Source organism: Slackia equolifaciens, from assembly GCF_003725995.1.
Classification (GTDB): Bacteria; Actinomycetota; Coriobacteriia; order Coriobacteriales; family Eggerthellaceae; genus Slackia; species Slackia equolifaciens.
In genome coordinates this window covers 73698-87352 of record NZ_QIBX01000011.1, presented here as the reverse complement: position 1 = coordinate 87352, position 13655 = coordinate 73698, and the positions used below count along the sequence as shown (strand labels likewise).

At 54.8% G+C, this 13655-nt stretch carries 9 protein-coding genes; 7 read left to right on the top strand and 2 right to left on the bottom strand.

Annotated elements, in window-relative coordinates; translation table 11 throughout:
• Positions 1–29 precede the first annotated feature (29 nt).
• Positions 30–3644, top strand: coding sequence for a S8 family serine peptidase (locus DMP06_RS07170; protein WP_123209057.1), 3615 nt, complete (start codon positions 30–32; stop codon positions 3642–3644).
• A gap of 254 nt (positions 3645–3898) precedes the next feature.
• Here the strand turns inward: DMP06_RS07170 and DMP06_RS07165 are convergent, their stop codons facing one another.
• The gene (locus DMP06_RS07165) at positions 3899–4597 is read right to left on the bottom strand and encodes a response regulator transcription factor (protein WP_123209056.1); all 699 of its coding nucleotides are present in this window, start codon (positions 4595–4597) and stop codon (positions 3899–3901) included.
• On the bottom strand, positions 4578–6326 hold the full coding sequence (locus tag DMP06_RS07160) for a sensor histidine kinase (protein WP_123209066.1): 1749 nt from the start codon (positions 6324–6326) through the stop codon (positions 4578–4580). The genes DMP06_RS07165 and DMP06_RS07160 overlap by 20 nt, the downstream gene beginning before the upstream one ends.
• A 414-nt stretch (positions 6327–6740) precedes the next feature.
• Here DMP06_RS07160 and DMP06_RS07155 point away from each other — a divergent pair, with 414 nt between their 5' ends.
• From DMP06_RS07155 to DMP06_RS07125, 6 genes are all read left to right on the top strand, one after another.
• On the top strand, positions 6741–9095 hold the full coding sequence (locus DMP06_RS07155) for a molybdopterin-containing oxidoreductase family protein (RefSeq protein ID WP_123209055.1): 2355 nt from the start codon (positions 6741–6743) through the stop codon (positions 9093–9095).
• 4 nt (positions 9096–9099) lie between these two features.
• Positions 9100–9708, top strand: coding sequence for a 4Fe-4S dicluster domain-containing protein (locus tag DMP06_RS07150; protein ID WP_123209054.1), 609 nt, complete (start codon positions 9100–9102; stop codon positions 9706–9708).
• Between the two features lie 190 nt (positions 9709–9898).
• Positions 9899–10621: a hypothetical protein gene (locus tag DMP06_RS07145; protein ID WP_123209053.1), complete on the top strand. Its 723-nt coding sequence runs from the start codon at positions 9899–9901 to the stop codon at positions 10619–10621.
• Positions 10622–11123: 502 nt separating this feature from the next.
• Positions 11124–11312, top strand: coding sequence for a hypothetical protein (locus tag DMP06_RS07140; RefSeq protein WP_123209052.1), 189 nt, complete (start codon positions 11124–11126; stop codon positions 11310–11312).
• A 317-nt stretch (positions 11313–11629) separates the two neighbouring features.
• Positions 11630–12487 (top strand): alpha/beta hydrolase, encoded by an 858-nt coding sequence (locus DMP06_RS07130; protein WP_123209050.1) that lies wholly within the window; start codon positions 11630–11632, stop codon positions 12485–12487.
• A gap of 237 nt (positions 12488–12724) precedes the next feature.
• Positions 12725–13495, top strand: coding sequence for a hypothetical protein (locus tag DMP06_RS07125; protein WP_148042508.1), 771 nt, complete (start codon positions 12725–12727; stop codon positions 13493–13495).
• The last annotated feature ends 160 nt before the right edge of the window (positions 13496–13655 follow it).

Below are 13655 nucleotides of genomic sequence, written 5' to 3'. Positions count from 1 at the left end.
AGGCGAAGAGGGCAGCGTGATGGTGTAGAATGCAGGCGATCCTGGGCGATGTCCCGTTCGCTCGGGCGGGCCTGCGGCCCGCGCCTCCCGAACGGGATCTTGACACCAACAATCGGCACACTACCTTCTCTTTGGGCGACGATCTTCTTGCGAACGCCCAGAGCCTCATGGAAATCAGCCCCGAGGCCGCAGCGCAGGCGTTCGATGCGGCGGCAAACGCGGATGACTCCTTTGCGTCTTCTGCGGCGCGGGCTCGTTCGCTTGCCGCTGATGACGATGCCGGAGAAGGGCGTATCGTTCTCGTGCGGGACGAGTCCAAAACAACCGAAGAGCTGATAGCGGAGCTTTCTGCGGATCCGCGCGTGATTGTGGCGGAGCCCAATTATGCGACCGTCATCGACGACGGGGTAGGTTTGGGCGCCGAAGGAGCGGGCTCTGGCGATCTGCCCGATTCCTCTGCGTCGCAGGATGGCTCCTCTGTCGACGGCGCTTCTGATTCGGATGCATCGGCGGCAGGCGAGATTCCCGACATGACCGAATTCCAGTGGGCGTACAACAACCTGGGCACCTTTGGCGGGGAGGGCTCGGCAGGTTTTGACATGGGCTATGACGGGTGGAATGACGCGCAGGGAAGCGACGATGACGTGGTGGTTGCCGTGGTGGATACGGGCGTGGATGCCTCCAACCCCGATCTGGCGGATAAGATGTTTAATGCCTCCGAATATCCCGAATTCCAGGCAGCAGCCGAACGGTTCGCGTCTTCGAGCGGCGGCATGCTGGGTGTTGACGAGCACGGGTGCTATGCCACGCCCTACTCATCGTCATGCAGTGGGTTCGCCGATACCTCAGAAGGTCACGGCACTCACTGCGCCGGCATCATTGCCGCCGCATGGAACGGCGCCGGCGTCTCGGGCATGGCGCAAAACGCCCAGATTATGAGCGTCAGGGTTACTAGCTTTTTGGGCGGTATAATCCAAGGCTTCAACTATATTCAGCTTGCGGCAGCTTACGGCGTGCCCGTGAAAGTCGCCAATAATTCGTGGACCCTTGGGGTAGATCAGTCGCAGATAATAAATCTGGCGGTCATGGAGCTTGGCCAGCAGGCGGGTGTGGTCTGCGTGTTCGGCTCTGCCAACTCCGCTACCGACATGGATGCCCAGTCCATGACCGCGGGAGTGCTTTCTGAAAATCCATATGCGGTGGTGGTGAACTCGATTGATCCTTCGGGCGATGTTTCGGTGTTCAGCAACTACGGCCAGCAGAGCACGCATACGATGGCGCCTGGTACGAGCATCCTCTCCACGATTCCTGTTCAACTGTCCCAATATCTGGGAGAGGTCGATGATGATGCCGTGCTGTATGAGAGCTTTGATGGCAAAAGCCGTACAAAGGTGGATGGAGCGCGCCTTGTGTTCTCCGATGAGAGCGCGGCCCAGGAAACGGATGTGAAGCGCTTCGATGGCGAAAAATCGATGGCGCTTCCCTACGACCCAGTTCAGAGCGACTATGGCTCTCAGCAAGCGGAAACACAAGAGATAGATCTGTCGAGTATCCCCGAAGACGAGCGGCCGCGGTATGTGAGCGTACGTTTCGCTACGCCGGTGTCTGAGTGGGGCACGGAGCAACGCGTAAGCAATGTCATATTGGGAGTTCGAACCACAGATGGCACGTTTGTCGACGTGGATTTTGGCGACAATGCTTTCTCGGCATACGGCGACTCATGGGGCGGTGGCTTTGGGACCCTGCCTGACAATACCGATTGGGAGCATTTCCAAATCGCCCTGCTGTACCAGCTTTTCGATATTCAGATGGAAGGCGGCGAGAGAGTCATTGCGCCCGTTGAAGGCTCGGTGCTTATCGATAGCATCGGCCTTGGTAGCGAGTTGATGCCGTACCGGTATTTGCAGGGCACCTCTATGGCTGGGCCCGCAGTGTCGGGCGCTGTCGCGGTTTTGGCCGAGCGTTTCCCCGACGATGCGGCCGATGAGCGTGCTGCTCGCGTTAAGGGCAGCGCGCGGGCGATAGGCGGCGTGGATTGGTCTGAGTTCTGCCAAACGGGCGGCATTGTGGACGTGGATGTCGCAGAAGACCCCTCTCCGGTGATTTCATCGGTGGAGGATTTGGGTTCTGAGGTTCGTGTAGAGGGCTGGTTCTTTGGCGACGGAGCCATGGTGTCGCTTGGGGATGCTGCGGTTGAGGTCGCAGAAAGCGTGCAGGATGCCAGCAATCCCCAAAAATGGTATATCACCGCAGAAAAGCCCGAAGGTTTTGAGGGCGGCAGAACCGAGGTGAAGGTGACGGCGGCAGACGGCCAGCAGGGGCGATTCTTCGCTGCGTTCGCTTTGGCGTCAAGCTCCGCCTTGTACGACCAAGCCAACCTTGAAGTTCCTGCTGAAGTGCAAACATGGGGCGCCTGGCAGCTTGTGGGATTCGCAGGCAAGGCGTACTGCCTGCCCCGTTATAGCTGCACGTCCCTTATCTATCCGATGTTTATCTATTGCTACGACCCGGAGGCGGGCGAATGGTTGCAGGTTGATCTTCCTGCCGACATTGTGCAGTCGGAGGGGTTCGTGGAAATCTTGGATATTTCAGGCGCTACGGTAAATGGCTCGTTGGTGCTGCGTCTGACCGGCGCGAGTGCGAATGGGTACGCCGTGATAACTTTTATATCCCTGAATGCTGAGGGCGAGTGGAGCGTGCTCACCACGCGCGCTCCCGAGGTTCCGCTTACTGCATTGTTTGGCACGCTTGCCTCTGATGGCGAAACGCTCTACTCATTCGGCGGTCTTGATAATGTGACTGGCTTGGAGACGGCTGAGGTGTTTAGCGTAGACCCCGAGTCCGGCACGCACGTAAAGGCAGGGGAGCTTGGGAGAGGACGCGTCTCTCCCAACGTAACCTATCGCGATGGCGAGTTCCTGGTGGCTGGGGGCATAGCTGCATCGCTTCAATACGCGGGCGTGCAGAACGTGGAGCGCATTTCTATAGCGTCCGACGGGTCGCTTGAAGCGACCGAGGTCGACATGTCGGGCGTGGTGGACGGCACGGGTCAGCTGATATATGGCGTAGGGTCTGCCGCCGACGGGTTTGTGCTAGTAGGGCCGCAAAGCCGCGATGGCCAGGCCGATACTTATACGCTGTCGGATGAGGAGGGCGCAACGCCTGCACCCTACGAGAAGCGCGCTTCGCAACATCTGTTGCAGATGTCTTCTGCCCTCGCGTACGACGGCAGACTGTATGTGCTTTCTTCGATGATGGAAGAGCCTTATCGATTGCTGAGCGTTACCGCGATGGAGACGGCGGCACAGCCGGGCGATTCTGTGGCTCCGGATCCTGGTCCTGATCCTGACCCCGACCCGACTCCCGACCCTGACCCCGCGCCCGACCCTGATCCCGACCCTGATCCCGACCCCGATCCCGCTCCCGATCAGGATGCTGATTCGGACGGTGGGTCTGCCCAGGGCGGCAATGCCGGCACCCCGAGCGATTCTCATGCCGGCGACAACAGCGGGACTCTTGCTGCGACGAGCGATGCTGCATCTGTGGCGTGGGTTGCCGCGGCTGCGGTTGCCGTGCTGGCGAGTCTTGCGGTGTGCCTAGCTGCCTTCAAAAAGAGGGCGCGTGCAAATCGTTTCCACGATTAGCCGTTCAATTGCGCACCGGTTGGCGCTGCCGTGCTGCCGTCGAACGTGCTCTTGGTAGATTGCCTCCCGTATCTTGACCTGCGATTAGTGCATGATACGGGAGGCATTTTCATGTGTCGTGCGCAGCAGCTGTTCGGCTTTGAACACGATCCTGAAATGTTTCTGGCCAGCGCTTTTGGTCCTTCCGGCGCCTCTGGTCCTTGCTGTATTTGAGGCGGTGCTTCGAAGAAGTTTTGAGCTGGTTGCAATAGGGTCTAGCACGCTTCGGGCTCAAGCCGATATCCGACTCCCCAGACGGTTTGGATGATATGCGGATCTGACGGATCATCCTCAATTTTGCTGCGCAGTTTTTTAATGAACACCGTGATACTGGAGGTTTCGCCAACGAATTCTTTCCCCCATGCCCGCTCGATGAGCTCGTCCTTGGATAAAACCACGCCGGGGTTTTCTGCTAGGGCGCTAAAGATTTTGAACTCCTTCAAGGTGAGCTTCACGGGCTGTCCGTCTTTAGAAACTCGGTATTGCTTAAGATTGATAACGAATCGTCCGATGGATATTGTTTCTGACTTAGGGCGGGCATCTATCGAGGCCATCTGTGTACGGCGAAGGTGTGCTTCGACATGCATCATGAGTTCCCGGGGGTCGAAAGGCTTGACCATGTAGTCATCGCCGCCCGCCTGAAAGCCAATGCCTTTATCAACGATGTCGCCTTTTGCCGACAAAAAGATGATGGGCACGGTAAGCCCTCTCGATCGGATTTCTCGACAGGTAGAAAAACCGTCTAGATGGGGCATCATGACATCCATTATGATGAGATCGACATTCTCGCGTTCAACGATTGAAAGCGCTTCGAGCCCGTCTTCTGCATAAGAAAAATCGTATCCCGCATCGGAAACAAGGTCGGATACGAGTCTCTTGATGCTGGATTCGTCGTCAACAAGCAGAATCCTCATCGTCTTCCTCCTCTTCGTCCACGGGAACATAAGGCAGCTCAACAGTAAAGGTGCTGCCGTGTTTTCGTTGGGAAACAACCGAAACACGCCCGCCATGCAGCTCGGTAAGCTCCTTGACTACGGCAAGGCCCAGCCCGGTGCCTCGGTAGCGCCTATTGGCGGATTGCCCTGCTTGCTTGTAGAGGTCGAATATATCGGCTAGGTCTTCTTCGGCGATTCCCATTCCGTCGTCTGCGACATCAATAACTATGGTTCCAGGGGAGCCGTTGAGGCTCTGGTTCTCCTCGAAGTGAACGTGAACTCCCACCTTTCCGCCGCGATGGGTGTACTTGATTGCGTTATCCGTAAGATTCTCAACAATGCGACGAAGCTTTTCCCAGTCTGCCATAGAAACGGGAACATCGGATTCAGCCTTTGTTGTGAACGTTATATCTTTGTTTGCGGCCAGGGGCTCGAGGGATTTGCGAATAAAGCCAATAAGGTCAACATAGTCCACGGGCTCAGGCAGAAGCTCGTTTTTGTGGGCTTCTGCTTTCGAGATAGTAAGAATGTTGTTTACGAGGTTGAGCAAAAGGGTGGCGTTGGATTCTATCTCCATAATGGAAGATCGAGCTTTATCATCGAGCTCTGTGCTTTCTTGGAGAATGCGGGCAAACGCCAAAATGGACGTAAGGGGAGTGCGAAGCTCATGGCTTACGATGGCGAAAAACTCGTTTTTGTATGCAGCCTCTTCGCTGATTTTATCTAGTGCGAGTTTAAGTTCCCTTTTCTGATAAAGAAGCAGATCATTGAGAACTTTGAGCTCATCGGTTTGTTTGGTCACCTCGTTTTCGAGATTGGTATAGAGCAATTCTAGCTGGTGCGCCATGCGTTCGAAGTCGCGTGCGAATTCCGTTAACTCGTCGGGCCCGGTTTTCCCTTCGGGTGCGATATCATGGATGCCTTCGAAGCTTCCCTGCTCTATGCGCTCTGCTGCGGAGCTGAGCTTGTCGATGGGCCGCAGAATTATTCGATTGACTAAAACGTAGATGCTCACGCAGGCGATGGCAAGCATGAGGAGCATCATGAAGACTTGCTGTGCTACCGATGCGCTGATGGCGGTGTCGTAGATGTCCATGGGCTCGGTGATGGACATCGCTCCACCTATATCGCCGACCTGCATGCCTTCTTTTTCATATCCATATTGGTCAAGCTCGCCCTTTGGGCTGCCGTGGCACTCCAGGCACGTCTCGGTTACTTCAAGCGGCTCCACGTAGCGAAAGACGCTTTCTCCGGTTTCTGCATCGATTTGTACGCCCCAATATGATTCTAGTGATCTATCTGCGTTGAATGCGTCGAATGCTTCTTGCTCAAAACCATCTGGGGCATTGGCCTTTTGGCGGGGCGTCTCGCTTGTGAATCGTATAGTGTAGTCGGTTCCTGAGGTAAAAAGAGTGCTAATGGATTTTGCGGCAACGGCGCATACGAGTGTTTTCGTTCGAAATGTTCCGTCCTCGTTTCGGTTGATGACATCTTGATTCATATCGATGAAATCCCAGGCGGCGCGCATTTCGTCCGCCAGAACTTCTGCTTTCTCTAGTGCTTCACGTTCAGCCTGCTGCGTTTGCACGTAGATACTGACGAAAGCGTCTGCCACCATCAGAACGGTAACCAGCACACCGATAATGACCGCAAATTTGAAGCGAAGTCCGCGAAAAGGCTTCTTTACATCGGAAGTATTCTGCTGCATGACGTCCCCCTCGTCCGCTTGCGGAACCTCGTCATGAATAATCGCCTCTATGTGTTTGAAACGCAGGTTTTGATTGCTGGAACGTAGCTTCAATCTGCGGTTTCATTCATGGGTAAATTATCCATCAGGTATGCATTGATGCCGTTGACGATGGCAGATGGTAATACTTTTTTATGAATTGGAATACTTTGTTCATGAAAAATTTGGGCGGATTAAATTGCATGGATAGGGTCGAATATGGAGAATCTGTGCATGAGGGGGATTCGAAAGTCGATTGCATCGAGCGATGATGCGCAATCGAGCGTCAGGTGAAGCCGCGCACGGACTGGCAGTTTGCTTCATTGGCACACTTCGAAGCGCGCACGGTATTACGCCGATCCCCCGAGGCACAAGAAAGAAGGGGGAAGGAACGCGATGAAGAAATCTGCGGAAAAGACCATGCCGTCTTTGTCTCGTAGGGCGTTTGTTGGCGCCGCCGCTGCTACTGCGGGTGTTGCGGCAGTGGGTGGTCTCGCAAGCTGCTCGCCGCAAGCTTCGAGCAACGGCGGAAGCGAAGACGCTGCGGAAGACCCGCTGGCGAATGCGGAAGTGTTCTATACTACGTGTCCGCCGGAATGCCAGCATCACAATCTGATTGGGTATGTGGTGGACGGCAAATTGGTTAAGGTTGAGTCGTCTTCGCTTAACGACTGCGCCGCATGTGCGTGCGGCATAGCTCGCTCCCAGATGGTCAACGACCCCAATCGCTTGTCTATGCCTATGAAGCGAACCGGCGAAAAAGGCTCAGGGGAATTTGAAGAAATAAGCTGGGACGAAGCGTTTAATCTGATTCAGGAGAAGTTCCAGGAGGCAATCGACACCGATGGCGTGCAGTCCATTTGCTACGTGACCGGATCCGGTAATTTTGGCTCCATGCATGGTCCGGTTGCAAATGCCTTTTTCGCACACTTGGGTGGCGCTAGCACCACGGTTGGCTCGCTGTGTTGTGCGGGTACGACGGCTGCGCAAATTCCTATTTATGGGCAGCGGTTTTTGGACACGCGCAATCAGATTGAGAACAGCGATTATGTAATCATCTGGGGTACCAATCCCGCAATTTCGAAACGTGGATATCACCAACGCTTCGAGAAGGTTGTGGCAAACGGCGGCAAGGTGGTTGTAATTGACCCCATCTTTTCGGAATCAGCCTCTAAGGCGTCGCAGTGGATTGATCCCTATCCCGGGACGGATGCCGCTATGACCCTGGCGATGCTCAAGGTTGTAATCGACGAAGAGCTGTATGACAAGGAGTACGCCCTTGCCCACACTTGTGCTCCATGCTTGGTGAGCAAAGAGACTGGCGAGCCTGTTCTGCAGGATGCTAACGACCCGGCTTCGTTCGTCGTGTTCGACACAGTGAGCGGCGAGATAGTGCGACACGACCAAGAGGGAATCGAGGCAGCGCTTGTGCTCGATGGCACTTCGGCTGCCGATAAATACAATACCGAATTTGAGCTTATTTATGCTGAGGCAGAGCCTTGGACACTCGATGCGGCCGAGAAAGAGTGTGGCGTCGCAGCAGATGTTATTGCTACGCTTGCTCGTGAATACGCCGAAGCTGACAAGGCCATGATAATCCAGAACATGGGCGGCTTCATGCGTACGGAAAACGGAACATATGCCGTTGCGACCCAATTGTATCTGGCTGCACTTTGCGGCCATGTTGGGCATGAGGGCGATGGCATTAGCGACGCTGGCGGAATTAATGAAGTCGTAGTGGGCAATCCCATCGATGTTCCCGAGGTGGCAAATCCTGCACCTTCAATTCCGCGATTTAAATTCGGTGAGTCCGTGCTTAACGAAGACCCTCTGAAGGTTAATGTCTTTTGGTCGATGACGGGCAATCCTATGACGCAGTGGCCCAATACCAATATGGTGAAAAAGGCTCTCGAGAAGATTCCGTTTGTTGTGGTAGTGGATCAATATCTCACGTCCACTGGCCTCTATGCTGATCTCTTGTTGCCTGTCGCTGGACAATTTGAGCACGAAGATGTGCTTGCGAATCATCGTAGTCATTGGATCCAATTGTGCGAAAAGGCCGTCAACGGTCCTGGTGAGGTCAAGAGTGATTTTGATATTTTTGCTGAACTTGCAAATCGATTTGGGTTTGGCGATGCTTTCAGCAAGCCTATGAGCGAAATGATTCAGAAAGTGGTTGAGCCCGCTGGATTGAGCTACGATCAGCTTGTTGAAGAAAAGGCCATTGACGTTGTGGGTCAGGATTACATCCCCTACAAGGACGGCATCTTCTTGACTGCATCCCAGAAAGCAGAATTCTGGGTTCGCGCTTGGAAAGATGAGGGCTTCAATCCCATTGCAAGCTACGAACGAGCAGAGGAGGATTCGCGAAACGATAATGAGCTGGCCTCCAAGTACCCGCTTTTCGCCGTTCAACGCAAGACGTATCGAGGCGTGCACTCTACGTTTAACAATCTTGAATGGATGGATGAGGTTTACGATAAGCGTCCTGTGATTCTCATCAATCAGGAAGATGCGGATGAGCGCGGCATTGCTAATGGGGATGCGGTGTTTGTAGTGAACGACCGTGGCGAGCATCACGGTGTTGCCGAGGTGTGCGACCGGATCAAGAAGGGTGTCGTGGGCTTGCAGAATGGCTGGTGGGAGCAGCAAGGTGGCTCTAGCAGCTATGTGACCAACGACAAATGGAAGACCTTGGGCGGTACGCATTGTTGCAATAATACGCTCGTTGAGCTGAAAAAGGAGGCATAGCACCATGGCGCTCGGATTTTGGATGAACAATAAGGATTGCTATGGCTGCAAGACATGTTCGATTGCGTGCAAGAGCGAAAAGCAGCTCGGCAAAGGCGTTCAGTTACGTCATGTGGTTGAGATTAAGCAGAACGAGCCCTTGGCGGTTTCGTTCCTGTCTATGGCTTGCAACCATTGCGAATCACCTGCGTGTATGGCAAATTGTCCTGTTGGCGCGTATACAAAGCTGGACAATGGCGTTGTTCAGCAGGACCATGAGCTGTGCATTGGATGCAAGACTTGTATAGAGGCATGCCCTTATAATGCTCCGTTTTATGACGAGGAAACGAGCAAGGTGTTCAAATGTGATATGTGCATTGATCGTCAGGAGCAGGGGCTTTTGCCCGCATGTGTTGCTGCATGCCCCGGCATGAACATTGCTGCTGGCGAGATGGAAGAACTGCAAAGCACTCATCAGGCAGATATCGTTTCCGACGAAAACTCGGGAACGAAACCGAATTTCGTTATTACCGTCGATCCGTTGCTTGTTGAGGAGCCGGATGATACCGCCGAAGAGGTGCTTGATACGCCCATCGAAATTAATCAGGACGTCATTGACGCTGCCGGCGCATAAACCTTGTATTGAGACGGCAATTGTGATGTTGACTTAGTCGCAACTGCGCATCCCCTCCCTCCTTTAGCGCGTTCGTCGTCTTCCCCTCCTGTGCGGCCGAGGCGGGTTTCTGTCTCGGCCGCAATCATTAAAGATGCCGATTGCGTTTGCCAATGCCCTCATATGTCGTTTAGACTGTAAGGAGTGCTTCATGCGAGTTCTTGTTGCGTTGCTCCTGGTGCTAGTGGTTTCTATCCTATTCCATACTGCGATTCGTAAGCATCCTGGGGCATTCTATCTTGTGGCTCTGGCGCTGTGCGCGGTTTACTTTGCTTCTTTTGTTGCCCCGGATTTGCGCGTCAATTACTGGTATGCGACGTTTTTGAAAGTAATGCAGCGTGGAACGTTGGGCTTTGCTCTTATTACTGTTGTAATGTACATCGGTGTGTTGCCCCAGGTTTCGAGGCTTCGAGATATGTTGGGACCCATTCGCAGGCAACTATCTATAGCGGGTTGCATCATGTTGGTGCCGCATATTGCGTTTTATGCACGATCGTATCTCGCAAGTAATGTTCTTTCCGATTTCAATAATGTGGCGGTTTCGCTCGTTCTCGCTATGCTCCTTGTAGTTGTCGGGCTCATGCTGTTTGTTACGTCTTTCCTTGTGGTGAGGCATGGCATGAGCCCCGCAACATGGAAGCGCGTGCAGAGGAGCTCGTACGTCTTTTTTGGATTGATGTTTGTGCATCTGTTGCTCTTCCTCTTGCCGTCGGTGTTAGCGGGCAGGGCCGAAACGCAGCTGGTTGTAGCAATCTACCTCATGCTGGGAATCGTCTACGCAGTTCTTCGCATTGTGCGCCATGTTCGTGATTGCAGGGGGTTGGATGCGGGGGCGTCCGCTGGGAATGCGGACGTTTTGGGCGCCAGGAATTAACGTTTGTGAGCTCCGCGTACGATCGTTTCGGGAAAAAACGCCACTATTGTCGATTTATGAACTCGACAGCGTGCAATTTACCGATGATTCTGTGGTCTCGTGGTGGTTCGATGCTCTAATCGATACGGTTCTCGTTTAGGGATGCTACATAATCCCAGGTCAAAGGAGTGTGTAATCGAGGGGCGTTCGTTGTTTGCCAGGGAGCGGTGTACGCGTAGTTCATAACTCGAAAAACTGGCGTTTTTCGCTATTCGGGTTGTACATGGAACTTTCAACCCCAATGTCGGGCGCTACATTTCAAGGCAGTCACCTGCTTCGCCGGCTTGTCGCCTTCGGGCGGGGTGGTGGGACTGGATGACGCTCGGGCAGGATGGCGCTCAGGCGGGATAACGATTAGCCGATTCTGCAGCGTTCATCCATTCGCCTATGGAAAAGTTATATGTTACTAACTTAGTATCATATATAAGGTATGATGCACCCAAAACGAGAAAAGGGGAGCATCATGGCGAAAGAGAAGAAAGCGAAAAAAGCCGCTTCGAAAAAGGAAAAGGCCATTAAGAAGGCAGCCGCCAATCTAGCTGATTTCACGTGTCCTTGCTGCAGTAAACACTGCCCGCTTTCTAAGCCGAAGTGCGGCAAGGGCAAGGCGATTGCCAAGAAGAAGTTGGGAAAAGCATCGAAAGCCGCCTAAGCGTTCGATGAGCTCAGCGTGGGGCGCCGTTGCTCCGAGCTCTGAATTTGCGGCAAGTGTTGCGCCGGGTGTTGCGGCGGGCTTGAAAAACGCTGTTGCGCTCGCATATTCTGCCGCGTGGCGCGACGGTTGGGAAGTTGGCCGCTGCGTCAGCTGTCGTGACTTAGATGCGCGGTATAATTCGAGCGAACGCGGGGTGGGCGGTTCCGGGTTTGCGAAGGCATGGGGCCTGAACGCTCGCGCGTAAGACTTTGGTTGCGGCGGCTCTCCTACTTTGGCGGCTGCTGCGACGAACTCTCAGAGAGAAAGGCGTTTCCATGGCTGAAGAGTACACGTTCGAGAGCTTTGACGGCACCGAGCTTTACGGCAAGACCGACGCGGTGACCATGCCGCGTGCTGCGGTGGTAATCGTGCATGGCCTGTGTGAGCATCAGGGCCGTTACGACTACTTGACCGCGCGCCTGAATGCACAGGGCTACTCGGTCTATCGCTTCGACCATCGCGGCCATGGGCGCAGCGGCGGCCAGAAGGTGTACTACAGCTCCTTCGACGAGATTGCGAAGGACACCGACGTGGTGGTTGATCGTGCCATCGATGAGAACCCCGAGATCCCCGTGTTCATCATCGGTCACAGCATGGGCGGCTATTGCTCTGCTCTCTACGGCCATATGTTCCCGGGCAAGGTGGACGGCTATGTGCTTTCCGGCGCATGGACGCGTGACAACAAGGGCTTGGGCGCGGGTGCCGCTGCCGCCGAGGGCGACGATCTTGACTACACGCCCAACGAGCTGGGCGATGGCGTGTGCTCTGATCCCGCGGTCGTGCAGGCCTACGTGGACGATCCGTACGTGGAGAAGGAAATCTCGTTGGGTCTGTTCCGCAACCTTTCCAAGGGGCATGCGTGGATGAAGGAGAACGCCGGTCGCTTTACCGACCCGGTGCTCATTTTGCATGGCGGCTCCGACGGCCTGGTCGACCCCAAGGACAGCCTGCAGTTCTTTGACGAGATTGCCTCCGATGATAAGAGCCTGCGCATCTATGCCGGCCTGTACCATGAGATTTTCAACGAGTTCGACAAGGATGCCGTGATTGAGGACGCTCTTGATTGGCTGGGTGTTCATGCCGATATGGAGTACGAATACGTTGAGGAAAACGAGGAGATTATCGAGGACTAAAGGCCATGGCTGTCTGCCGGTGATGACGATCGGCGCGGATGTGCTTGATATATGACTCAAACGTCAACAGACCAAAGACGAACCGGATGGCGGCGCGCGCTGATTATTGCGGGCGCCGTCCTTTTGCCGTGCTGTCTCGTGTGCCTTTTCGGTAGCGAATGGGGGCCTTCCGTAGGGTTTGCGGGGCTTGTAAACAGGCTTGTTTTTGCGGTGGGGTTCGCTCTGCTCGGGGTTTCGATGGGTCTCTTTCTTACCGTGTTTGTCGCTGAGACAATTGCGCCTACGGGTCGCCGTATCTTTTGGGGGTCACATGCCGGTGCGAAGGGGGCTGCCGCAAAAGCGTCCGCTCTTTCTGAGATGGGGCATCGCGCATCGCCCGCGATCGCGGCAAAGAGGCCCGATGCTCGCCTCGCATCGGGCACCGATAACGCAATCCAGGGAGCGGACAAGGCGGTGCTAGGGCGCGAGGTCGTAATGCTGCTGCTCAACCTGCTCATCTACGGCGGCGGGTCGATTCTGGCATTGGGCGCGTTCTCCTCCCTCGACAGGGCGAACTCGTTTACGCATGTGGCGCTCGTTGCGGTGGTGTGCGCGGCGTGCGTTGCCGCCATCATTTTATGGAGGCGCCATCGTGTGCGAAGTGGCGCCCGTTTCACCATGCTTTCAAACGTAGGTGTGCTTTTGCTCTTTGCCGCGCTTACGCTTGTGGGTCTTATTCCGGGGCTCATTATTGGCTCGCAGGTGGCATCTGATTTGGTCACGGGGCCACGCACCGTCGCGTGCGTGCTGCAAGAGTTCGACGAGCACCATCCAACGGGCAGGCTTGCGGGCTTTCGCCAGGATACGATTTCGCTTTCCTTTGCTGCGCAGGATGGCAACGAGGTGCATGTGACCGTGGCGGAGGCCGACCGGTATGCGGTGGCCGGCGTGACCGAAATAGGGAGCGAAGTGCTTCTTACCTACTATCCGCGGTCGGGAGTGCTTGATTCCGCGGAACTGGCGGGATAGCAGTTGCAACAAAGGGCGATTTGCTGCAGTTTTCACCCATCATGCCAAGTAGCCCATAATTGTCGCCTCTGTGACCTGGGGAAACTATGAGTCCAACGGCGATATACTTTGGACTGCCCTCGAAAACTGCAGCAAATCGCCCTTTGTTTGCGGAGGTACT

What these genes read in the sequence shown, in the direction of transcription:
- DMP06_RS07170 (WP_123209057.1), top strand. Translation starts at nt 30, where the DNA reads ATGCAGGCGATCCTGGGCGATGTCCCGTTCGCTCGGGCGGGCCTGCGG.
- DMP06_RS07165 (WP_123209056.1), bottom strand. Translation starts at nt 4,597, where the DNA reads ATGAGGATTCTGCTTGTTGACGACGAATCCAGCATCAAGAGACTCGTA.
- DMP06_RS07160 (WP_123209066.1), bottom strand. Translation starts at nt 6,326, where the DNA reads ATGCAGCAGAATACTTCCGATGTAAAGAAGCCTTTTCGCGGACTTCGC.
- DMP06_RS07155 (WP_123209055.1), top strand. Translation starts at nt 6,741, where the DNA reads ATGAAGAAATCTGCGGAAAAGACCATGCCGTCTTTGTCTCGTAGGGCG.
- DMP06_RS07150 (WP_123209054.1), top strand. Translation starts at nt 9,100, where the DNA reads ATGGCGCTCGGATTTTGGATGAACAATAAGGATTGCTATGGCTGCAAG.
- DMP06_RS07145 (WP_123209053.1), top strand. Translation starts at nt 9,899, where the DNA reads ATGCGAGTTCTTGTTGCGTTGCTCCTGGTGCTAGTGGTTTCTATCCTA.
- DMP06_RS07140 (WP_123209052.1), top strand. Translation starts at nt 11,124, where the DNA reads ATGGCGAAAGAGAAGAAAGCGAAAAAAGCCGCTTCGAAAAAGGAAAAG.
- DMP06_RS07130 (WP_123209050.1), top strand. Translation starts at nt 11,630, where the DNA reads ATGGCTGAAGAGTACACGTTCGAGAGCTTTGACGGCACCGAGCTTTAC.
- DMP06_RS07125 (WP_148042508.1), top strand. Translation starts at nt 12,725, where the DNA reads ATGGGTCTCTTTCTTACCGTGTTTGTCGCTGAGACAATTGCGCCTACG.